We start from the raw sequence: 21437 nt of genomic DNA on the forward strand, positions 1-21437 counted from the left end.
CTGGCCGGCAGCGGCTTCGACGAACGGCGCGTTGCCGCCGACAACACCGCCGGCGAACTGGAGGCCGCGATCCACGGCCTCAATGCCGATCCGCGCGGCACCGGCATCATCATTCAGCGGCCGGTGCCGGTGCACATCCCGATCAAGACGTTGCAGGCGGCGGTGCATCCGCTGAAGGACGTCGAGGGCATGCATCCGGCCTCGATCGGCAACATCGTCTACAACCAGCTCGACCTGGCGCCCTGCACGGCGGCCGCTTCGGTCGAGCTGCTCAAGGAGACCGGCCTCGACCTCAAGGGGCTCGAGGTGGTCGTCGTCGGCCATTCCGAGATCGTCGGCAAGCCGATCGCCTTCCTGTTGATGAGCGAGGGCGCGACGGTGACGGTGTGCCACCACATGACGCGCTCGGTGGCAGCGCATGCGCGGCGCGCCGATGCGCTGTTCGTCGCCGTCGGCAAGCCGCGGCTGATCAAGGCCGATATGGTCAAGCCGGGCGCCGCCGTCATCGACATCGGCATCAATTCCGAGATCGGACCGGACGGCGAGACCCGCATCGTCGGCGACGTCGACACCGACAGCGTCAAGGAGGTCGCCTCCTGGATCACGCCGGTGCCGGGCGGCGTCGGCCCGATCACGGTGGCGATCCTGCTGCGCAACACGATGGTGGCGCTCAGCCGCCAGCGCGCCCTCTACCAGGCGACCTACGGCGTGGCGGACAAGCTGGCGGCGGAGTAGCTGCTGTCGTCAGGTCCACTGCGACACATGGCATGTGATCCGGCTTTTTTCGTCCCAGAAGACGTAAAGCATGCCGCCGCTGCCCCAGAAGAAGCCGGCCAGCGAGTCGAACTGCAGCAGAAATTTCACTTCCCGATCCGTTCCAGGAACCAGCGGGAACTGCGGTCCTTGGACCCAGGACGGCAGTCCGCCGAGCCGAAACAGGTTCTGCCGCGAATTGCTTATTCCATAGGACTGTCTGAGCCAGCGTGGCGGCGTGGCCGCCACGCGCACGGTGCTCACAAGCGAAGCCGGCTCGATTGCGGAACCATCATCGGAATGAAATGGGCCAATGGGCGTCGGCCTGCCCTCGGCATCGTGCGAATAATAGGTCGGCTCGAGAGAGTTCGCGCAGGTTTCGATGGAAAGCCCAGGAACAGACTTCTCCTCAGAACTGTCCAGTGTAACCAAGTGAGTCAATTTCTGCCGGCAGACTGGACATGTCGCCGAACCTCTGCCGCCAACCGCAAGTGGTCCGCCGGTGGTCGGCAGATGCCAAGTGGGGTGGTTGCGGTGCGTCGGAAAGGGCGAGTCGCTCGGAGAACCCCCTTCGAAGATAAAATGTTTGCACGCTGGGGCTGACCGCAGATCGGATGCTGCTGCCAGTCCGCAAAATCGTAACTGGTCGCCAGCGCGGCGTCTGGAAACAAGTCTGGAGCCTGCAGCAAAGCGTGAGACAACAAGTCTTCGACATCCGTCCCGCGGCTTGCTGCGCTTTGGAGGAAAAATGCAAGGCGGGCCAAGTCCGCATCGTCGAGGAACGAAACCGCGTCTTCGATCAGAGTGACCTGGTGAACGCCCGCTTCCACAGCCGCCTTGATCAGCTCAAGCAGGAACGCCGATCCGTCTTTCAAGTGTTGGGCGATAATGGCTTCGCAGTCGGCATAGCGACCCTGAAACGTCGAACGCGACAGGTCTGTTAGAAGACGAACTGCGGTTTGAATATCTTGCAGTCGTGGATTGGACATCGCCGCATCGTCCTCGGCAAACGCTGCGTGGTCAACTCATTTTGGGCGGCTCGCCACCATAGGCCCAGTCGAGCAGTTTTATCGTGTGCACCACCGGCAGCTTCGCGGCGGACGCGATCTGGGTGATGCAGCCGATGTTGCCGGTGGCGACGATTTCGGCGCCTGTCGCCTCGATATTTTTCACCTTGCGGTCGCGCAGTTTTGCCGAGATCTCGGGCTGCAGGATGTTGTAGGTGCCAGCCGAGCCGCAACAAAGATGCCCTTCGCGCGGCTCGCGCACGACAAAGCCCGCCCTGGCCAGCAGCTCCTTCGGCTGCCGGGTGATCTTCTGGCCGTGCTGCATCGAGCAGGCCGAATGATAGGCGACGACAGTGCCGGGCTTGCGCAGCGGTTCGGGCAGGTCGAGACCGGCCAGATATTCGGTGATGTCCTTGGCCAGCGCCGAGACCCGCGCGGCCTTTTCGGCATAGGCCGGATCGAGGCGCAGCATGAAGCCGTAGTCCTTGATCGTGGTGCCGCAGCCCGATGCGGTGATGACGATAGCATCGAGCCCGCCCTGGTCGATGGCGCGCGTCCAGGCGTCGACGTTCCGCCTCGCCGAGGCAAGGGCTGCCTCCTCGCGGCCCATATGGTGGACGAGCGCGCCGCAGCAGCCCTCGCCTTCCGGCACCACCACCTCGACGCCGAGCCTTGTCAGCAGCGAGATGGTCGTCTCGTTGATGGCCGGATCGAGCACCGACTGCGCGCAGCCGGTCAGGATGGCAACGCGGCCCTTGCGCGTGCCCTGCCCGGCGTGCACGCCAGGCAAGGCCATTGCCGACACCGCCGGGATCGAGGATGGCGCAAGCCTGAGCATGGCGGCGACAGGCTTTAGCGCCGGCAGCTTTTCGAACAGGCCGATGAACGGCCTGCCGAGCCCGGCCAGCTTCAATGCGGCGCGGAAGCGCGAGGGATAGGGCAGCACGAAAGCCAGCACGGTTCGCGTCAGCCGGTCGAGCAGCGGCCGCTTGTAAGTCTTCTGGATGTGAACGCGGGCATGGTCGACCAGATGCATGTAGTTGACGCCCGAGGGGCATGTCGTCATGCAGGCGAGGCAGGACAGGCAGCGGTCGATATGGGTGACGATCTCCTTGTCGGCCGGCCGGCCGTTCTCGAGCATGTCCTTGATGAGATAAATCCGCCCGCGCGGCGAATCCAGCTCATTGCCCAAGGTCACATAGGTCGGGCAGGTGGCGGTGCAGAAGCCGCAATGCACGCATTTGCGCAGGATCTTTTCCGATTCCGCGACGTGCGGATCGGCAAGCTGGGCGGCTGAGAAGTTGGTCTGCACCGGGGAGTCCTATTGTCCGAGGAGCCAGCTTTGCGGGTTCTTGACCGGCTCGCCGCGCTGCAGCGCCTGCAGCCCGAGGATGCAGCGGGCGATGAACCAGACGGCAGCGGCAAACATCAGCAGGAAGCCGATCACGAGCATCATCAGGACCGCGGAGATCAGCGCGTAGAGCAAACCGATCCAGAAGGTCCTTATCAGGAAGGTGTAGTGGCTTTCGACGAAGCCGCCGGCCTTGCCGCGGTTGATGTAGGCAAGCACGATGCCGACAATGCCGGTGACGCCAATGACGAGGCCGGCGAGATAGAGAATATAGATGACCAGGGCGTTGGTCGAACCCGGCTCCAGCCAGCGATCGGTCTGGCGAGGTCCGCCGCCCGGGCCTTGATTGATGTTGCTCATTGTGCTCCTCCTTCCGATGAGTGTGCCAGAGTAGCAGAGCTGGAACCCGGCGCCATTCGGCCGGGGTTGAGGATATGCTTGGGATCGAATTCGGCCTTGAGCCGCGCCGACAGCGCCGCCAGATGCGGCGGTTGCGGCTCGAACACCGGCACCGCGGCGCGATGCGCGGGTGCGGCGCGCACCAGCGTCGCGTGGCCGCCGCCATGCTTGCGGATCAGGCCGCGCAGCAGGTCGGCCTCGGGGTCGTTCTCGCGCATCGACAGCCAGACCAGACCGCCCTGCCAATCGTAGAAAGCGTCGACCGCCGCCTGCATGCGCAGGGCCATCACCATGTGATGCGCCTGCGACGGCGCCATCGACACACGCCAGACCGGTCTCGCGCCGCCATCGGCGAAGGGTATGCAATCGCGGATATCGCGCCAGATGGCCTTCGACGCCTCGCCGGCGATCTCCTCCAGCGGCCCCGCTTTGCCGAGCAGGCTCTTCAGCGCCTCGATGCGATAGACCACGGAAGGGCCAAAACCCTCGACGCGCAGCAGCGTCGCGGCATCGCCGCCATGCTTGCCGGCAGCGACGCGCGCGGTGATGCGCTCAGGCAGGTGCGCAGCGCTCGACACTTCGGCGCTGGAGCCCAGTGCGAGCGCCATCGCCGCGACGGCAGCATCATCGAGCAGGCCGCGGATGGCTAAAGTCACCTCGGTCTCCGCCGCCGGCAGCACCTTGAAGGTGACGTCGGTGAGCACGGCGAGCGTGCCCCAGCTTCCCGCCATCAGCTTCGACAGATCGTAGCCGGTGACGTTCTTGACGACGCGACCGCCGGACTTGAAGGCCTCGCCGCGGCCGGCAACCGCCGATATTCCGAGAATGTGGTCTCGCGCGGCCCCCGCCTTCAGCCGGCGCGGGCCTGACAGGTTGGCGGCAAGCGCGCCGCCGATCGTGCCGCCCTTGCCCCCTTGGCCCGGCTCGCCGCCGAGCAGCGGGCCATAGTCCATCGGCTCGAATGCGAATTGCTGGCCGTTTTCGGCGAGCAGCTTGTCGATGTCGGCGAGCGGCGTGCCGGCTCTGGCCGACAGCACCAGCTCGGCGGGCTCGTAGAGGGTGACGCCGGCAAGTTTCGAAAGGTCGAGCGTGTGCTCGCTCTGCTGCGGACGCCCGATGCCGCGCTTGGAGCCGTGGCCGAGGATCTCCAGCGGCGCCTCCTCCGCCGCCGCCCACTGGACGGTGGAGAGGATTTCGGCCGAGGAGGATGGGGTGAAGGTGGTCATGGCTTGGCACCTTTCCTCTCCCCCGCAGAGCGGGGGAGAGGTGATAGGTCGCGCTCCTTCGCCCCCCTCTCTGTCCTGCCGGACATCTCCCCCTCAAGGGGGGAGATCAGACGTCGCGCAGGGTTTCGCCAATCTCCCACGTTGGCGGGAAGGCGAGGCGCAGACGCTGCCGATCTCCCCCCTTGAGGGGGAGATGTCCGGCAGGACAGAGGGGGGTGTTCAAGCGCCAACTTAGCCACTCAAAACCTCGGAATGTCCGGAAACGCCACCTGCCCGCGATGCACGTGCATGCGCCCCAGCTCGGCGCAGCGGCGGAGCTGGGGGAAGACCTTGCCGGGGTTGAGCAGGTGGTTGGGGTCGAAGGCGCATTTGACGCGCATCTGCTGGTCGAGGTCGACCTGGTTGAACATTTCCGGCATCAAGTCGCGCTTTTCGACGCCGACGCCATGCTCGCCGGTCAGCACGCCGCCAACCTCGACGCAGAGGCGCAAAATATCGGCGCCGAAATTCTCGGCCTTGTCGAGTTCGCCCGGCACATTGGCGTCGTAGAGGATCAACGGATGCAGATTGCCGTCGCCGGCATGGAAGACGTTGGCGACTGCGAGCCCGTATTTCTCCGACAGGTCGCGCATGCCGGCGAGCACGCGCGGCAGTTCCTTGCGCGGGATGGTGCCGTCCATGCAGTAATAGTCGGGCGAGATGCGGCCGACCGCCGGGAAGGCCGCCTTGCGGCCGGCCCAGAAACTCAGCCGTTCCTGCTCCGACTGCGAGGTGCGGCAGGTGGTCGAGCCGTTGCGATAGGCGATCGCCTCGACGAGGCCGATCAGGTGATCGACCTCGACGCCTGGTCCATCGAGCTCGACGATCAGCAGCGCCTCGACGTCGAGCGGATAGCCGGCATGGACGAAATCCTCCGCGGCGTGGATCGCCGGCCGGTCCATCATCTCCATGCCGCCGGGAATGATACCGGCGCCGATGATGTCGGCGACGCACTGGCCGCCCTGCTCGCTGGTCGGAAAGCCGATCAGCAGCGCGCGCGCCGTCTCCGGCTTCCTCAGGATGCGCACCGTGACCTCGGTGACGACGCCGAGCAGGCCTTCCGAGCCGGTCATGACGCCGAGCAGGTCGTAGCCCTCGGCATCGAGATGCCTGCCGCCCAGCCGCACCACCTCGCCATTCATCAGCACCATCTCGATGCCGAGCACATTGTTGGCGGTCAGCCCGTATTTCAGGCAGTGCACGCCACCGGAGTTCTCGGCGACATTGCCGCCGATCGAGCAGGCGATCTGGGAGGATGGATCGGGGGCGTAGTAAAAGCCCTCCTGCTCGACCGCGGTGGTGATGCCGAGATTGGTGACACCGGGCTGGGCAACGACAATGCGGTTCGGATAGTCGATCGCAAGGATGCGATTGAAGCGGCTCATCACCAGAAGCACCGCATCCTCGAGCGGCAGCGCGCCGCCCGACAGCGAAGTGCCCGAGCCGCGCGGCACGACGCGGATGTTGCGATCGTTGCAATATTTGAGCACCCGCGAGACCTGCGCCACCGTTTCCGGCAGCACGACGACAAGCGGCAACTGCCGATAGGCGGTGAGGCCGTCGCTTTCGAAGGCGCGCATTTCATTGGCCGCGTCGACGACACCCTCGCCCGGCACGATGATGCGCATGTCGGCGACGATCTCGGCGCGCCGGCGCATGGTGGCGGCATCTGGCTTCGGCATGGCAAGGCCGGACATCGGCGCTTTCCTCCACTCGACTGGTCAAAATCTTTTACCAGTGAAGCGCGTTTGTTGCAAACCCCTGCGTTGGTCGGGATGAGACAATGGGTGCAGGCCGTGCTTCCGCAGCGGCAATCTGCCGCTGATGTTCTCCCCCCTTGAGGGGGAGATGGCGGCGAAGCGGTCAGAGGGGGTCGTCTCGCACAGATCGCCAGCGCATCTTCCGTCGCGAACGAGGTTGGCGCCCCACGCGAGGCGACCCCTCTGTCGCCTTCGGCGACATCTCCCCCCACGAGGGGGAGACTACTCGCCCGGATGCTTCGCCGGCTCAGAGTGCATGCGCCGCACGCGGCGCACACCCCACCAGACCAGCAGCACGGCGACCGGCACGGCGGCGGCGGTGACGATTTCTGGCGCGAAGGCGTGGCCGAAGATCGAGGCGCCCTTGGCGAGATAGGAGATGAGGCCGACGACGTAATAGGAAACGGCGGCAACGGAAAGCCCCTCGACCGTCTGCTGCAGGCGCAGCTGCAGGCGGGCGCGGTTGTTCATCGAGGCCAGCAGGTCGCGGTTCTGCTTCTCGACCTCGACATCGACCCAGGTGCGCAGGAGCGTGGTGGCGCGGGTGAGTTTGCGCGACAGGTTGGCCTGGCGCTCCTCGACCGAGCGGCAGGTGCGCATGGCCGGCGCCATGCGCCGCTGCAGGAAGCCCGCCCAGGTGTCGTAGCCGGACATCGGCTCTTCCTCCAGCGCCTCAAGCCGCTCGACGACAATGCCGTCATAGGCGCGGCTGGCGCCGAAGCGATAAAGGCTGGAGGCGGCATCCGCCTCCAATTCAGCGGCCAGCTCGGTCAGGTCGGCAAGCAGCGTCTGGCTGTCGCGGGTCTCCGCCCCCTTCATTTCCAGCGTCGTCTGCGCCAGCCGGTCCTCGATGCGACGGGCGCGGCCGGAGAGCGTCAGCGCCAGCGGCAGGCCGAGCATGGCCAGCGTCCGGTAGGTCTCGATGTCGAGCAGCCGCTGCGACAGCGCGCCGGTGCTGGCCGGCGTCAGGCCGCGGTCGAGCACCAGCATGCGCGTCAGGCCGTCGCCGTCCTGGCGGAAGTCGGTGACGATGGCCGCGTTGCCGCGGCCGACCAGCGAGTAGCAGAGGCTGGTCGGGTCGAAATCGGCAATGAGCTTTTCGCTGGTCTGCGTCCATTTACGGATCTCGAGCCTGATCCCGGATATGACCGTGCCGGGCGGCGAAAACCCGTTGCCAAAAGGCGAATCTTCCTGCGATCCGGCGCTTTCGGCAAGCGGCCCTTCCCACAGGTAGGTGGAGAATTCGGTGTGCCGTTCCCAGCGCAACGAGCCCTTGCCCCACTTCATGGCATGGTGGCGGGCCTGGCGGTCGGGGGCGGCGATGCCAAGGCGTCGCGACATCTCCGAAAGCACCGCGTGGTCGACGCCGGAGCCGCCTTCGGTCATGAAGGAAAGCTGGATCAGCACGCGCGACTTCTCGATGAGCGGATGCGGCCGGGCATGGACCTCGCCAAGCGCGCCGGCGCGGCCTCCATGCGCCGGAAAACCCATGACGCTGCCCTGGGCGCGTGGCTGGAATTCGAGATTGGACGTCTCGTCCGACACGGCCGGTCCCCCTGTTCTTGACCCTGCGTGTATCGGCGTCCTCTAGGGCCAATCGCCCGGAGACGCAAACAGCAAAGTTTAGCTGACGGGCATATAGGACGGCGGCGGCGGTAGCGAGCCACACCGGAGGAATTGGATAAATAATTTGACCAGTTGGGGACAGAGGCTTTAATCTGAACGACAACCCTTCCCTTTCCCAGGCGCCCCGTTGAGCGACATTTTCTCCAGGATCGAGCATTCGCGCACCGCCGACGAGGTGGTGCAGCAGATCGAGAGCCTGATCCTCGAAGGCGTGCTGCGCACCGGCGACCGGCTGCCGGGCGAGCGCGAGCTGGCGCGCCAGTTCGACGTGTCGCGGCCGATCCTGCGCGACGCGCTGAAGGCGCTGGAGGGGCGCGGGCTGCTGACGACCAAGGCCGGCGGCGGCACCCATGTCGCCGACGTCATCGGCCAGCTGTTCACCAAGCCGGTGACCGACCTCATCTCGATGCACCGCAAGGCGGTGACCGACTATCTGGAGTATCGCCGCGAGATCGAGGCGGTCGCCGCCGAGTACGCAGCGCGGCGCGCCACGCCGGAAGACCTTACGCTGCTCGACAGCATCATGGCGCGCATGGACGAGGCGCACCGCACCGGCGATTTCGACGACGAGGCCGAGATCGACATCGAGTTCCACCACGCCATCTCGGAATGCGCGCACAACATCATCCTGCTGCATACGCTGCGCTCCTGCTACCGGCTGTTGTCGGAAGGTGTGTTCCAGAACCGGCTTCTGGTGTTCAGCGTGCCCGGCGCGCGCGAGGCGCTGCTTCACCAGCACCGGGCGATCTATGCGGCGATCAAGGCCGGCGATCCGGCGGCTGCCCGGCAAGCGGCCATGGACCACATCTCCTATGTCGAGCGCTCGATGCTCGAGGCCGAACGCAGCGGCGACTGGCAGCGCGTGTCACGGCTGAGGCTGCGACAGCGCTCCGACGCCGGCGACGGCGCCAAGACAACGAATTAGCGAACACCCAGCGGGAAAGACCATGAGCGACATCCTCACCATTGCCGATCTGAAGGACCTGGCGCGCCGCCGCGTGCCGAAGATGTTCTTCGACTACGCCGATTCCGGCGCCTGGACCGAAAGCACCTACCGCGCCAACGAGGAGGATTTCGCCAAAATCAAGTTCCGTCAGCGCGTGCTGGTCGATATGAGCAACCGCTCGCTGGAAACGACCATGATCGGCGAGAAGGTGGCGATGCCGGTGGCGCTGGCGCCAACCGGGCTGACCGGCATGCAGCACGCCGACGGCGAGATGCTGGCGGCCCAGGCAGCTGAGGAGTTCGGCGTGCCGTTCACGCTGTCGACGATGAGTATCTGCTCAATCGAGGATGTCGCCTCGGTGACGAAGAAGGCGTTCTGGTTCCAGCTCTACGTGCTGCGCGACAAGGACTTTGTCCTCAACCTCATCGACAGGGCAAAGGCGGCGAATTGCTCGGCTCTGGTGCTGACGCTCGACCTGCAGATCCTCGGCCAGCGCCACAAGGATGTCCGCAACGGGCTTTCAGCGCCGCCGAAGATGACGCTCGCCAACATCATCGACCTGGCGCTCAAGCCGCGCTGGTGTCTGGGCATAGCCGGCACCAAGCGCCGCACCTTCCGCAACATTGTCGGCCACGCCAAGGGGGTCGGCGACGTCTCTTCGCTGTCGTCGTGGACGACGGAGCAGTTCGATCCGCAGCTTTCGTGGAAGGATGTCGCCTGGATCAAGGAACGCTGGGGCGGCAAGCTGATCCTGAAGGGCATCCTCGACAAGGAGGACGCGCTGATGGCGGCCCAGACCGGCGCCGATGCGATCGTCGTTTCCAACCATGGCGGACGCCAACTCGACGGCGCCGCCTCGTCGATCGAGGTGCTGGAGGAGATCGCCGACGCCGTCGGCGACAGGATCGAGGTGCACATGGATGGCGGCATCCGCTCGGGCCAGGACGTGCTCAAGGCGCTCTGCCTCGGCGCCAAGGGCACCTATATCGGCCGGCCCTTCCTCTACGGCCTCGGCGCCATGGGCAAGGACGGGGTCACCAAGGCGCTGGAGATCATCCGCAAGGAGATGGACATCACGCTGGCGCTGTGCGGTAAGCGTTTGGTAACCGACATGGGCAAGGACCAGCTGAGGCGCTAGGGCCTATTCACCTATGCGCTCTAGTTTCCCGTAATGATCGATACGGGAAGACACTCGCCGTGACCGAAACCGGCATCCACTATCTCGACGCGCGCGGGCCGGAAGGCATGCGGCTCTACGCCATCGGCGACGTGCATGGCCGGCTCGACCTTCTGGCCGCCATGCACCGCCGGATCGAAAGCGAGCTCGAATACAAGCCGACCGCCGACTGGCGCGTCATCCATCTCGGCGACTATACCGACCGTGGTCCGGATTCCAGGGGCGTGATCGATTTCCTGTTCGACGCAAGGGCACGCGAACCGCGCCATCTGATGCTTGCCGGCAACCACGATGTCGGCTTCCTCGACTTTCTCGCCGAGCCCGACGCGGACGGCCTGTTCATGCGCTATGGCGGCATCCAAACGGCGCAGTCCTACGGCGTGACGCTGCCCGCGACCAGTGGCTGGTTCGGCACGGCGGAGACGGCATTGCGGGAGGGACACGCGACCCTAGTCGCGGCCGTACCGCGAGCCCATGTCGACTTCTTGCGCTCATTGCCGTTTTCGGTGGCGTTCGGCGACTTCTTCTTCTGCCATGCCGGCATTCGGCCAGGCGTACCGCTCGAAAGCCAGAGTCCGCAGGACCTGATCTGGATTCGCGACGCCTTTCACGATTATCCCGGCCTTTATCCGAAAGTGATCGTGCATGGGCACACACCGGTGCCGGAGGCCGAAATCATGGCCAACCGCGTCAATGTCGACACGCTCGCATGGCATTCGGGAACGCTCAGCGCGCTCGTTATCGACGGCGCGGATAAGCGCATCCTGACGGTCGAGGCGCGGCCGTTCCAGTCATGATCCCGGCTATGGGATCAGCTTTCCGATTGTCGGGAAGAACCAGGCTTTAGCGAAGGGCGGCGGTGACGCCGTAGCCGTCGACGGCCTGGTGATTGTTGGCGGCGTCGGCCGAATAGATGCCGAGGCCGCACAGGACGATGGCAGACAGCATGATAAAGGACAGAAGCGCTGCTTTCACGGACGTCATCTCTGGTTGAGCTTCCTGCATCTGTGCACGACCCGGTTACCAATGCGTTGAAACGATAAAATGCGTCTCAATGTTTCGACGATTTCGCGTTTCTAAGCAGATTCCGTATCGCCGGTGTGTCGCGCGGATCACACATAAGGTTCATCGCGGTTGCACCGGCGATACAAAGCGCGCGCCTTCTAGGATGGCGCGCGGCCACAAACCAAGGATGAAAAAGGTTTTCCCCAGCCGGAACTGCCGTGGCGTGCCAATAATGTCACGCCGCCCCAGGTCGGTGTGCGCCAAAGTGGGAGATTCAGGTCAGGCCGAGCCGAAAACTATGGCTTTTGAGAACCGGAGCGGAGCGTACATGAAGTACGTGAGCACCAGAAGCGCAGGAAGCCATTGTTTGCAGGCTGCCTCACCTGAATATCGACACGCCTCAGATGGTCGCCACCCAGGCGCGGGCAATGGCCAGACCGGCGGCGTCGGCATCGGAACCGTTGCGGGTGATTTCGCCGTCGAGCCGGTCGTTCCAGTCGGGATGGCGCTCGGCGATGAGGGAGGCGAAGGACGTGCTCCAGTCGCGCACCATCGGCGTGTCCGCCTCGAAATGGAACTGGAAGCCGTAAACGGCGCGGCCAAGGCGGAAGGCCTGGTTCTCGGCGACGGCGCTGCCTGCCAGCCGCACGGCATTTTGCGGCAGCACGAAGGTGTCGTCGTGCCATTCGAAGATCGGGAAATTCTCCGGCAAGGCGGCCAGCACCGGATCGGTCTTCGCCGCCGGCGTCAGCGACACCTGGTGCCAGCCGAACTCGGTGGCGCCGCCGATCTGGTTCTCGCCGCCGAAGGCCCGCGCCAGCAACTGGCCGCCGAGGCAGATGCCGAGCACCGAGCGGTCCCTGTCGGCGAAGTCGCGGGTCAGATCGAGCAGTTCGGGGAAATAGGGGCAAAGCTCGTCATCGAGCGCGTTCTGGGCGCCGCCGAGCACGACCATGGCGTCATGCTCGCCGCTGTGCCCGGGCAAGGCCTCGCCGTTGTAGGGCTTGCGCAGGTCGATATCGGCTCCGGCCTCGACCAGCGCTGCGCCGATCTGGCCAAGGCCTTCATTGTCGAAATTCTGGACGACCAGGACGCGCATCGAAAACCTGCTGACATGATATTGAGCCCGCGAGCGATATCATGGCGCCCGCATCGCAGCCAAGAAGGAACGCCTATGCCACTGCAGAACCGGGTCGATCCGTTCGGCGCCATCCATGCCGTGCCCGAACGCGGCCTGTTCACCGGCAATCGCGGCATCATCCACGACCCCGAGACGAAGACCTTGCTGAAGAAGCGCTGGGCGCTTCAGGCCTGGATCATCTGCGTATGCCAATTTCGCAATGTGCGACGCGAGCCGATGGGCCGCAACAGGCAGGGCGGCAAGGCGGGCTGGACCGAACTGTTCTTCCTCGACGAGGTGACGGCGCTGGCCGCCGGCCATCGGCCCTGCTTCTTTTGCCGGCGCGAACGGGCCAGCGACTTCGTCCGCCGGTTCGGCGAGGCCTCCGCCATCGCCGAGCCGCGCGCGCCGATGCTCGACAAGCGGCTGCACAAGGAGCGGCTGGCCTCGGGCGGCCAGCCGCCAACGGTCAAGCCGGAAGAGCTGGCCGCCCTGCCTGGTGGCGCCATGGTCGCGGATGGCGGCACCGCCTATGCGCTGCGTGGCGGCAAGGCGCTGCGCTGGTCGTTCGCGGGCTATGGCACACCGGCCGCTTTTGGCGACCTGGCTGGCCGGCCGCTTCGCCTGCTGACACCGCCGACCACCATCTCGGTGCTGCGGCAAGGCTACGCGCCGGCATGGCACCCTTCGGCCGAGGCTTGACGGCAAAGTCCGCCTCGCCCATTGCTCGGCGATGCGCGCCAATTACAAGATGCAGCGGCTGTTCGTGCCGGACGACCTCGGAGCGGGCATCGAATTCGATGCCGGGCAGCAGCAAAGCCATTACCTGATGCATGTGCTGCGTCTTTCCGAAGGCGTCGAGATCCTGGTCTTCAACGGCCGCGACGGCGAATGGTCGGCGGCGATCGCCGCCAGATCCAAGAAGGCGGTGCGGCTGAAGGTGCTCGACCAACAACGGCGGCAGCCGCCGCTGCCCGACCTCCTCTACTGCTTCGCGCCGCTGAAGCAGGGGCGGCTCGACTATCTGGTGCAGAAGGCGGTCGAGATGGGCGCCGGTATCCTGCAGCCGGTGATCACCCAGCATACGCAGGTTGCAAAACCGGGCATCGAGCGGCTGCGCGCCAATGTCGTCGAGGCGGCCGAGCAATGCGGCATTCTCGCCGTGCCCGAGGTGCGCGAGGCGGAAAAGTTCGAGCGCCTGCTGACAGGCTGGGAAAAGGAACGGCGGCTGATCTTCTGCGACGAGGATGCCTCGACCAACAACCCTCTGCCGGCGCTGCAGGCGGTCGGCGAGACAAAGCTCGCGCTGCTGGTCGGGCCGGAGGGCGGCTTTTCCGACGACGAGCGCAAGATGCTGAGGGCATTGCCTTTCGTCACCGCCATCCCGCTTGGGCCACGCATCCTGCGCGCCGATACCGCCGCCGTGGCCGCGCTCGCGGTGATGCAGGCCACGATCGGCGACTGGTGATCAAATCCAGTTGAGCCTTGGCTCAGGATTTTTCGCTTGATCGGCTACTGACATTTCGTCCATTTAGCGCCCGGCGGCGAGATAGCCGCTGCGGAGGGCTTCCCATGGCGCGCGACACAACCGATTTCCGGCCCATCGAGGGCGTCGACGAGCTCGTCGCCTATCTTGCCGAAGGCAACAAGCCGCGCGAGCAATGGCGCATCGGCACCGAGCACGAGAAGTTTCCGTTCTATGTCGACGGCAACGCGCCGGTGCCGTATGGCGGCGAGCGCGGCATCCGCGCCATTCTCGAAGGCATGCAGCAAAAGCTCGGCTGGGACCCGATCCTGGACGACGGACGCATCATCGGCCTGGTCGAGCCGACCGGCCAGGGGGCGATCTCGCTGGAGCCCGGCGGCCAGTTCGAACTGTCGGGCGCGCCGCTGGAGTCGATCCACCAGACCTGCCGCGAGGGCAACGCGCACCTCTCCCAGGTGCGCGAGATCGCCGAACCGCTGGGCATCCGCTTCCTCGGCCTCGGCGGCAGCCCGAAATGGTCGCTCGCCGAAACGCCGAAAATGCCGAAGTCGCGCTACGAGATCATGACGCGCTACATGCCGAAGGTCGGCACCAGGGGCCTCGACATGATGTACCGCACCTGCACCATCCAGGTGAACCTCGACTTCGAGAGCGAGGCGGACATGCGCCGCAAGATGCAGGTCTCGCTCAAGCTGCAGCCGCTGTCGACGGCGCTGTTCGCCAACTCGCCCTTCACCGAAAGCCGGCCGAACGGACTGCAGAGCTGGCGCGGCGATATCTGGCGCGACACCGACAACCAGCGCTCCGGCCTGCTCGAATTCTGCTTCTCGCCCGATTTCGGCTTCGCCGACTATGTCGAATGGGCGCTCGACGTGCCGATGTATTTCGTCATCCGCGACGGCCACTATCACGACATGACGCACATCACCTTCCGCCAGTTCATGGCAGGGGCCGCCCGCAATGAGGTCCCGGACGGGCTGCCGACGATGGGCGACTGGGCGAACCATCTGTCGACGCTGTTCCCCGACGTCAGGCTGAAGCGCTTCCTCGAAATGCGCGGCGCCGACGGCGGGCCGTGGCGGCGCATCTGCGCGCTGCCGGCCTTCTGGGTCGGGCTGCTCTACGACGAGGCGGCGCTGGAGGCTGCCGAGGCGTTGACCGCGAGCTGGACCTACAAGGAAGTGCTGGCAATGCGCAACGCGGTGCCGGAGCTGGGCATTTCGGCGCCGTTCCGCAACACGACCTTGCGCGATGTCGCCCGCGACGTGCTCGCCATTTCGCGCTCGGGGCTGAAGAACCGCGCCCGCAAGAACCGCGACGGCTATGACGAGACCTCGTTCCTGAACACGCTGGACGAAGTCGTGGCGCGCGGCACGACCAGCGCCGAGGAAATGCTGTCGGCCTACCACACGCGCTGGGGCGGCTCGATCGAGCCCGTGTTCATGGAATATGCTTACTGACCCTTCGCCGTCCGCCCGGCGGAGAGGGCGGCAAAAGCCGCTTCAATCAGCGATGGAAACGAACTAGGCTTCTCCAACGAGGATGTTCCCGGAGGAGAACCCAATGCCTTCCCTGTTCGACATATTCGCCCAGGCCCAGAACGGCGCCGGCATGCAGGCGCTGGCTCAGCAGTTCGGGCTTTCGATGCAGCAGACCCAGGCCGCGGTCGAGGCGCTGCTGCCGGCCTTTTCGCAAGGGCTGCAGCGCAACACGGCCGACCCCTACGGGCTCGGCGCTTTCATGACGGCGATGGCGAGCGGCCAGCACGCCAAATATTTCGAGGACGCGACCCGGGCCTTCTCGCCGCAAGGCATCAACGAGGGCAACGGCATTCTTGGCCATCTGTTCGGCTCGAAGGAGCTGTCGCGGGCCGTCGCCAGCCAGGCCGCGCAAGCGACCGGTCTCAGCCAGCAGGTGCTGCAGCAGATGCTGCCGGCGATGGCCTCGATGATGATGGGCGGGCTGTTCAAGCAGACCACCAACCAGATGCAGGCGGCGGGCGGCTTCGGCGGCGGCGGCAATCCGCTCGGCGAGATCATACAGCAGATGATGCGACAGGCGGGCGGCAGCGCGCAGCAGCCGCAACAGGCGCCCAATCCCTACGGCGACAACCCGCTCGGCAAGGTGCTGCAGGACATGTTCGGCGGCGGCGCGCAGCAGCCGCCGAGCCAGCCGCAGCAGGCGCCCAATCCCTATGGCGACAACCCGCTCGGCAAGGTGCTGCAGGACATGTTCGGCGGCGGCGCGCAACAGCCGCAAGGCCGGACGCAGCCGCAGGCCCAAAGCCCCTATGGCGACAACCCGCTGGGCAAGATGTTCGAGGAGATGCTGCGGCAAGGTGGCGACGGTTTCGGCTTGCCCGGGGCCGAGCCGGCGCCGCAGCAACCGCAGGCGTCTCAGCCACGCCAGGCGCCGCAGCCGCAGACCAATCCGAGCGGCAGGCCGCGGAACCCGTTCGACGATATCTTCGGCAAGATGTTCGAGACCGGCGCGCAGCAGCGCGACGAGTATCAGAAGGGCATGGAGACGATTTTCGATCAGTTCAAGCGGGGCATGGATCGACGATAGCCCGAAAAGAAAAGCCCGGTCCTTGGGAGGACCGGGCAGCGTGCAGGCAGGCCGGGGGAACCGGCAGGGAGTGGGGAGCCTGCATGAACCTTGGTCGCCGCGCCCCTTGAAAAGGTTCAGGGCGACCGAATGCGCCAGCCGGCTGGATCAAGCCACCTTGCGGGCGAGATCCTCGATCGTGTCGACCCGGTCGCTGGCGATCGCGCGCAGCTTCACGGTCGGATCACGGCCAAAGGGCACGGCAACGGCGACGTGAAGGTCGGCGCGTGTCAGGCCGATGTCGGCGAGCCCGGCGTCCGACATCTCGCCGAGGCGATAGAATTCGCGGCGGTTTTTCCAGGCTCGGTAGGCATCGGCGACGGCATTGAGCACGCGCGTCGCAACGGCCGGACGCGTGGTGACGCGCGAGGTCTCGGTGGCGAAATCAAACGTGGTCATGTCAGTCCTCCTTCAGAGTCGAGCAGACGAAGCCGGGCAAACGTCGCTGGGAGGAGCGCCGTTCCGGTCTCGATTCACATGCCTTCATGTGGATGTTGGGGAATGTGCCACCGTGCGATTGATTAATCCAACGAATGTTTCTAATCTTTAGCATCAACATCAATGATGGATTGGACCGATGAAAGCGCCGCTCGATCTCGATCAGTTGCAGACCTTCATCTCGATCGCCGATACCGGCAGCTTCACCCGCGCGGCGGAAGAGGTGCACCGGACGCAGTCGGCGGTGTCGATGCAGATGCGCCGGCTGGAGGAGCGGATCGGCAAGCCGCTGTTCGAAAAGGACGGCCGCACCAACAAGCTGACCGAGGAAGGCGACAGGCTGCTTTCCTATGCGAGGCGGCTGATCTTCCTCAACCGGGAGACGCTGGCCGCCTTCGACGACAAGCGGCTGGAAGGCACGATCCGCATCGGCACGCCGGACGACTACGCCGACCGCTTCCTGCCCGAGATCATGGCGCGCTTCACGCGCTCCAATCCGCGGGTCGAGCTGACCGTCATCTGCGAGCCGACGCCGGGACTGGTCGAACACATCAAGCGCGGCAATCTCGACCTGGCCCTGGTGACGCACAACGACACGCGCGGCCAGTCGGAAGTGGTGCGGCGCGAGCCGCTGTTGTGGGTGACCTCGGCAAACCATGCCACGCATGAGCAGGAAATCCTGCCGATGGCCTTCGGCCGGCCGAACTGCATCTGGCGCCGCGCCGCCGTCGACGTGCTCGACCGGCAGAACCGCGAGTACCGCATCCTGTTCTCCAGCTTCTCGGCGACCGTCATCACCGCCGCGGTGCTTTCCGGCCTCGCGATCTCGGTGCTGCCCGAATGCGCGCTGCGGCCCGGCATGCGCGTGCTCGGCGAGGCCGACGGCTTCGGCACCCTGCCCGACTGCCGCATCGGCATCATGCGCGGCCAAACCTCGCAGCCGGAGATCGTCGACGCGCTTGCCCGCCACATCTGCGAAAGCCTCGACAACATATCGGTGCCGCTCGGCGAAGAGACGGGAAGCTTCGATTTCGCCGCGCTCGCCTTCACCAAGATGAAGCGGACCAAGCCGAACCAGATCATGCCGGGCTGGTAGGGTCTTTCCTAGGCGCGCGCGGCCGCCGGCACGACGTCGTGCGGCTTAGCCAGGCCGGAAAGGCCGAGCAACTGGGCCGGTTCGAGCGGTGGCGACAGGAAATAGCCCTGGAACTGCCGGCAGCCCATGGCGACCAGCAGGATCTTCTGCGCCTCGGTCTCGACCCCCTCGGCGGTGACGTCGACGCCGAGCGCGACGGCGAGGTCGATCAGCGCCTTGACGATCGCCGCCGCATTGGCCTCGCCGTCGAGCAGCCGCACAAAGGAGCGGTCGATCTTGAGCTTGTCGATGGCGTGGCGGCGCAGATAGCTCAGCGACGAATAGCCGGTGCCGAAATCGTCGAGCACGATGCCGACACCGGACTCGCGCAAGGCCGTCAGAGCTGCCCGCGAGGCATCGCTGTTTTCCAGAAGCACGCTCTCGGTGATCTCGAGCTGCAGGCGCTGCGGCGCCAGGCCGGTATCGGCGAGGATCGAAGCAACCTGTTCGGCAAAGCCGGCGTCACGCAACTGCAGCGGCGACACATTGACGGCGAGCCACGGCAATTCGGTGCGCACGGCGAAGCGGCAGGCTTCCTGCAGCACCCATGCGCCGAGCTGGCCGATCATGCCGCGCTCCTCGGCAATGGCGATGAACTGCGCCGCCGGCAAGGCGCCGTGCACCTCATGCCCCCAGCGGATCAGCGCCTCCGCGCCCAGGATCGTCTTGCCGTTTGCCGCGAACACCGGCTGGTAGGCGAGCCCAATGCCGGTGCCACCATCGAGGGCCTTGCGAAGCTCGGTCTCGACCTTGCGCTTGCGCAAGAGAAGGTCGTCCATGTCGCCGGCGAAGACCTGGTGCCGGCCGCGGCCATTCTTCTTGGCCTCGTAAAGCGCGATGTCGGCCTTGCGCAGCAGATCGTCGGCATCGATCTCGGCGCCGACCGACAGCGCGATGCCGATGCTGGCGCTGATGAAGACCTGATCGTCGATCAGCTTGAACGGCTCCTGCAGCTTCTGCAGCAGCCGCTCGGCAATATCCTCCGCGGCGCGGATATCGCGGATGTCGATGAGGATCAGCGCGAATTCGTCGCCGCCCAGGCGCGCCACGGTGTCGACTTCACGAACGGTATGCTGGAGCCTGGCCGCCGTCTGGCGCACCAGTTCGTCGCCAGCCGGATGGCCGAGCGTGTCATTGATATGCTTGAAGCGGTCGAGATCGAGGTAGAGCAGCGCCACTTTCCCCATATCGTGACCGGCCGTGTCGTGGGTGGTCCTGAGCAGGGCCCGCCGGAGCCGATCCTCGAACAGGGCGCGGTTGGGCAGACCCGTGAGCGTGTCGTGGAAAGCGAGGTATTGCGCCTCGTCCTGGCTGGTCTGCAGCGCCGACGATGCGCGGCGCAGGCGGCGCAGCAGGAAGGCGAGCACGCTCGCCGCGAGCAGCAGGCCGATTATCAAGGCCGGGGCCGCCTTGCGCACCAGCGTCAGGCCGGGCCGTTCCTGGTCCCAGCCGATATAGCCGAGAATGACACCGCGAGAATCCAAGAGCGGAATGGCAGCCGAGCCGGTCGGCTGCGACAGCGGCAGCAGATGCGCGCCGTCCAGCAGATATTTTTCGGCGATCTTGCCGATCACCTTGTCGCTGATGAACTCGACCGAGATGTGGAGGTATTCGCTGCCCGGTGCCTGGGTGAGCCGGTTCGTGCTGGGGACGAGCGGCATGATGCTGAGAATGGCCGGCTTGCCGCCGAGCGCCACCAGGTCTTCGCCGACCATCTTCGCCGGCGCGGCCGAAGCGTCCTCGCTCGGCGGCTCGGCCATCTTAGCGCGCAGACTTTCGATGGTGGGCAGCAATGCGGGCGCGTCCTCGCCATAGACGGACGGATCGAGCACCTTGCCTTCCCGCATGGCGTGAACCGGACGGTTTGCGGCATCCAGCACATAGACCCGGTTGTGGCCGTAATAGGAGTACATCCAGACGCTGAGGTTCTCCTCTATCCAGGCCTGGTTTCCCGCCTTCACGTTGATGATGGAATCATCCCAGACGGTCACGCTCTCCTGCTCGCGCTCCACCGCCGCGATCTGATCCTTCAAGCCATTGGCAAAGAATATCTTTTGCCGCTCGAGCGAGACATGATCGGCCTGGGCAGTGGCGTAGAAGCCGAAGCCGACGACCATGGCCAGCGCGAAGGCGGCGAGCATCAGCACGGTCAGCGTGACCTGATGCGTCAATGGGCTGTTGCTTGCGCGTGCGCTCATGCGTTCCTGGCCAGCTGCGTTGCCGACAAGTCAAAGCAAATTGGGCTTAAGATCGCGTTATAATATTAGCGCGGATTGAGCGCCGCCTTGACGCGGACGGGCAACCACCCCTCAATCGGCCGATGAGCGATACGGCATCCGAATCACGCAGCAATGCCACCGAATACACGGTGAGCGAGATCTCCGGAGCGCTGAAGCGCACGGTCGAGGACGCGTTCGGCAATGTGCGGGTGCGCGGCGAGATTTCCGGCTATCGCGGCCCGCATTCGTCCGGCCACGCCTATTTCGCATTGAAGGACGACCGCGCGCGGCTCGATGCCGTGGTGTGGAAGACCACGATGAGCCGGCTGAAATTCCGCCCCGAGGAAGGGATGGAGGTGATCGCCACCGGCAGGCTGACGACCTATCCCGGCAAGTCCAATTACCAGATCGTCATCGACAATCTGGAACCGGCCGGTGCCGGCGCGCTGATGGCGCTGCTCGAGGAACGCAAGCGCCGGCTGCAGGCCGAGGGCCTGTTCGATGCCGGCCGCAAGCGGCGGCTGCCGTTCATGCCCGGCGTCATCGGCGTCGTCACCTCGCCGACCGGCTCGGTGATCCGCGACATCATCCACCGCATCAAGGACCGCTTCCCGCTGCACGTCCTGGTCTGGCCGGTCAGGGTGCAGGGCGAGACGGCGGGCGCGGAAGTGACCGCCGCGGTCAACGGCTTCAACGCGCTCGCCCGGGATGGCGCCATCCCTCATCCCGACGTGCTGATCGTGGCGCGCGGCGGCGGCAGCCTCGAGGATCTCTGGGGCTTCAACGACGAGGCCCTGGCGCGCGCGGTCGCCGCCTCGCGCATTCCGGTCATCTCCGCCGTCGGCCACGAGACGGACTGGACGCTGATCGACTTCGCGGCCGACATGCGGGCGCCGACGCCGACGGGCGCGGCCGAGATCGCCGTGCCGGTCAGGGCCGACCTCGAAGCGACGCTGGCAAGCCTCGCAGCACGGCTCAGAGCTTGCGCCTCGCGCAATCTCGAACGCAAGCGCCAGGCGGTGCGCGCGGCGGCGCGGGCGCTGCCCTCGCCCGATCAGTTGTTGGCCCTGCCACGCCGCCGCTTCGACGAGGCGACGAGCCGGCTCGGCCGGGCCCTGACGGTGAGCAACGAGCGCAAGCCCG

General features: G+C 65.7%; 21 protein-coding genes. 10 read left to right on the plus strand and 11 right to left on the minus strand.

The annotated features are described in order from the left end of the window. Positions 1–735 (plus strand): bifunctional 5,10-methylenetetrahydrofolate dehydrogenase/5,10-methenyltetrahydrofolate cyclohydrolase (locus EN738_RS11640; protein ID WP_145966843.1); only part of this gene is annotated, 735 nt, incomplete at its 5' end. A 9-nt stretch (positions 736–744) separates the two neighbouring features. Here EN738_RS11640 and EN738_RS11645 read toward each other — a convergent pair. From EN738_RS11645 to EN738_RS11680, 7 genes are all read right to left on the minus strand, one after another. Further along, entirely contained in the window at positions 745–1185 is a 441-nt protein-coding gene (locus EN738_RS11645) for a hypothetical protein (RefSeq protein WP_127283804.1), read from the minus strand. 5 nt (positions 1186–1190) lie between these two features. Beyond that, the gene (locus tag EN738_RS11650; RefSeq protein WP_127283805.1) at positions 1191–1742 is read right to left on the minus strand and encodes a hypothetical protein; all 552 of its coding nucleotides are present in this window, start codon (positions 1740–1742) and stop codon (positions 1191–1193) included. Between the two features lie 31 nt (positions 1743–1773). Then, the gene (gene glcF / locus EN738_RS11655) at positions 1774–3072 is read right to left on the minus strand and encodes a glycolate oxidase subunit GlcF (protein WP_127283806.1); all 1299 of its coding nucleotides are present in this window, start codon (positions 3070–3072) and stop codon (positions 1774–1776) included. 9 nt (positions 3073–3081) lie between these two features. Further along, a complete protein-coding gene (locus tag EN738_RS11660) occupies positions 3082–3471 on the minus strand; it encodes a DUF4870 domain-containing protein (protein WP_127283807.1) in 390 nt (129 codons plus the stop codon). After that, positions 3468–4736, minus strand: a complete 1269-nt coding sequence (glcE, locus tag EN738_RS11665) for a glycolate oxidase subunit GlcE (RefSeq protein ID WP_127283808.1) — start codon at positions 4734–4736, stop codon at positions 3468–3470. Before glcE ends, EN738_RS11660 begins: the two co-directional genes overlap by 4 nt. Positions 4737–4975: 239 nt before the next feature. Beyond that, positions 4976–6472, minus strand: coding sequence for an FAD-linked oxidase C-terminal domain-containing protein (locus EN738_RS11675; protein WP_127283810.1), 1497 nt, complete (start codon positions 6470–6472; stop codon positions 4976–4978). Positions 6473–6757: 285 nt separating this feature from the next. Beyond that, positions 6758–8080, minus strand: coding sequence for a DUF3422 family protein (locus tag EN738_RS11680; RefSeq protein WP_127283811.1), 1323 nt, complete (start codon positions 8078–8080; stop codon positions 6758–6760). 208 nt (positions 8081–8288) lie between these two features. Here EN738_RS11680 and EN738_RS11685 point away from each other — a divergent pair, with 208 nt between their 5' ends. From EN738_RS11685 to EN738_RS11695, 3 genes are read left to right on the plus strand one after another with little or no spacing between them, the layout of a single operon-like run. Then, complete coding sequence (locus EN738_RS11685; RefSeq protein WP_126056410.1) at positions 8289–9086, plus strand: FCD domain-containing protein; 798 nt, start codon at positions 8289–8291, stop codon at positions 9084–9086. A 22-nt stretch (positions 9087–9108) separates the two neighbouring features. Further along, a complete protein-coding gene (locus EN738_RS11690; RefSeq protein ID WP_127283812.1) occupies positions 9109–10245 on the plus strand; it encodes an alpha-hydroxy acid oxidase in 1137 nt (378 codons plus the stop codon). Positions 10246–10304: 59 nt separating this feature from the next. Further along, positions 10305–11081: a metallophosphoesterase family protein gene (locus EN738_RS11695; RefSeq protein ID WP_127283813.1), complete on the plus strand. Its 777-nt coding sequence runs from the start codon at positions 10305–10307 to the stop codon at positions 11079–11081. A 46-nt stretch (positions 11082–11127) separates the two neighbouring features. On the opposite strand, the gene EN738_RS11700 is transcribed toward EN738_RS11695, so the two are convergent. After that, entirely contained in the window at positions 11128–11268 is a 141-nt protein-coding gene (locus tag EN738_RS11700; protein ID WP_189340537.1) for a hypothetical protein, read from the minus strand. 421 nt (positions 11269–11689) lie between these two features. After that, positions 11690–12388, minus strand: a complete 699-nt coding sequence (locus EN738_RS11705; protein ID WP_127283815.1) for a type 1 glutamine amidotransferase — start codon at positions 12386–12388, stop codon at positions 11690–11692. Between the two features lie 75 nt (positions 12389–12463). Here EN738_RS11705 and EN738_RS11710 point away from each other — a divergent pair, with 75 nt between their 5' ends. The 4 genes from EN738_RS11710 (at position 12464) to EN738_RS11725 (ending at position 16463) form a co-directional block, all read left to right on the plus strand. Then, positions 12464–13111 (plus strand): hypothetical protein, encoded by a 648-nt coding sequence (locus EN738_RS11710; protein WP_127283816.1) that lies wholly within the window; start codon positions 12464–12466, stop codon positions 13109–13111. 31 nt (positions 13112–13142) lie between these two features. Continuing rightward, positions 13143–13877: a 16S rRNA (uracil(1498)-N(3))-methyltransferase gene (locus EN738_RS11715; protein WP_127283817.1), complete on the plus strand. Its 735-nt coding sequence runs from the start codon at positions 13143–13145 to the stop codon at positions 13875–13877. A gap of 104 nt (positions 13878–13981) precedes the next feature. Further along, entirely contained in the window at positions 13982–15355 is a 1374-nt protein-coding gene (locus tag EN738_RS11720; RefSeq protein ID WP_127283818.1) for a glutamate--cysteine ligase, read from the plus strand. A 103-nt stretch (positions 15356–15458) separates the two neighbouring features. After that, the gene (locus EN738_RS11725; protein ID WP_127283819.1) at positions 15459–16463 is read left to right on the plus strand and encodes a DUF937 domain-containing protein; all 1005 of its coding nucleotides are present in this window, start codon (positions 15459–15461) and stop codon (positions 16461–16463) included. 147 nt (positions 16464–16610) lie between these two features. On the opposite strand, the gene EN738_RS11730 is transcribed toward EN738_RS11725, so the two are convergent. Next, positions 16611–16901, minus strand: coding sequence for a DUF1127 domain-containing protein (locus EN738_RS11730; protein WP_127283820.1), 291 nt, complete (start codon positions 16899–16901; stop codon positions 16611–16613). 178 nt (positions 16902–17079) lie between these two features. Here EN738_RS11730 and EN738_RS11735 point away from each other — a divergent pair, with 178 nt between their 5' ends. Further along, positions 17080–18036 carry a LysR substrate-binding domain-containing protein gene (locus EN738_RS11735; protein ID WP_127283821.1) on the plus strand — a complete coding sequence of 319 codons (957 nt, stop codon included), beginning with the start codon at positions 17080–17082 and terminating at the stop codon, positions 18034–18036. An 8-nt stretch (positions 18037–18044) separates the two neighbouring features. Here EN738_RS11735 and EN738_RS11740 read toward each other — a convergent pair whose 3' ends face one another. Then, positions 18045–20273 (minus strand): EAL domain-containing protein, encoded by a 2229-nt coding sequence (locus tag EN738_RS11740; protein ID WP_127283822.1) that lies wholly within the window; start codon positions 20271–20273, stop codon positions 18045–18047. 122 nt (positions 20274–20395) lie between these two features. Here EN738_RS11740 and xseA point away from each other — a divergent pair. After that, positions 20396–21437: exodeoxyribonuclease VII large subunit (xseA, locus tag EN738_RS11745; RefSeq protein WP_127283823.1), on the plus strand; the 1042-nt coding region annotated here is incomplete at its 3' end.

This window comes from Mesorhizobium sp. M4B.F.Ca.ET.017.02.2.1 (assembly GCF_003998955.1).
GTDB lineage: Bacteria > Pseudomonadota > Alphaproteobacteria > Rhizobiales > Rhizobiaceae > Mesorhizobium > Mesorhizobium abyssinicae.

What these genes read in the sequence shown, in the direction of transcription:
- EN738_RS11740 (WP_127283822.1), bottom strand. Translation starts at nt 20,273, where the DNA reads ATGAGCGCACGCGCAAGCAACAGCCCATTGACGCATCAGGTCACGCTG.
- EN738_RS11660 (WP_127283807.1), bottom strand. Translation starts at nt 3,471, where the DNA reads ATGAGCAACATCAATCAAGGCCCGGGCGGCGGACCTCGCCAGACCGAT.
- glcE (WP_127283808.1), bottom strand. Translation starts at nt 4,736, where the DNA reads ATGACCACCTTCACCCCATCCTCCTCGGCCGAAATCCTCTCCACCGTC.
- EN738_RS11720 (WP_127283818.1), top strand. Translation starts at nt 13,982, where the DNA reads ATGGCGCGCGACACAACCGATTTCCGGCCCATCGAGGGCGTCGACGAG.
- EN738_RS11650 (WP_127283805.1), bottom strand. Translation starts at nt 1,742, where the DNA reads ATGTCCAATCCACGACTGCAAGATATTCAAACCGCAGTTCGTCTTCTA.
- EN738_RS11730 (WP_127283820.1), bottom strand. Translation starts at nt 16,901, where the DNA reads ATGACCACGTTTGATTTCGCCACCGAGACCTCGCGCGTCACCACGCGT.
- EN738_RS11715 (WP_127283817.1), top strand. Translation starts at nt 13,143, where the DNA reads ATGCGCGCCAATTACAAGATGCAGCGGCTGTTCGTGCCGGACGACCTC.
- EN738_RS11735 (WP_127283821.1), top strand. Translation starts at nt 17,080, where the DNA reads ATGAAAGCGCCGCTCGATCTCGATCAGTTGCAGACCTTCATCTCGATC.
- EN738_RS11705 (WP_127283815.1), bottom strand. Translation starts at nt 12,388, where the DNA reads ATGCGCGTCCTGGTCGTCCAGAATTTCGACAATGAAGGCCTTGGCCAG.
- EN738_RS11700 (WP_189340537.1), bottom strand. Translation starts at nt 11,268, where the DNA reads ATGACGTCCGTGAAAGCAGCGCTTCTGTCCTTTATCATGCTGTCTGCC.
- EN738_RS11675 (WP_127283810.1), bottom strand. Translation starts at nt 6,472, where the DNA reads ATGTCCGGCCTTGCCATGCCGAAGCCAGATGCCGCCACCATGCGCCGG.
- EN738_RS11725 (WP_127283819.1), top strand. Translation starts at nt 15,459, where the DNA reads ATGCCTTCCCTGTTCGACATATTCGCCCAGGCCCAGAACGGCGCCGGC.
- EN738_RS11710 (WP_127283816.1), top strand. Translation starts at nt 12,464, where the DNA reads ATGCCACTGCAGAACCGGGTCGATCCGTTCGGCGCCATCCATGCCGTG.
- EN738_RS11690 (WP_127283812.1), top strand. Translation starts at nt 9,109, where the DNA reads ATGAGCGACATCCTCACCATTGCCGATCTGAAGGACCTGGCGCGCCGC.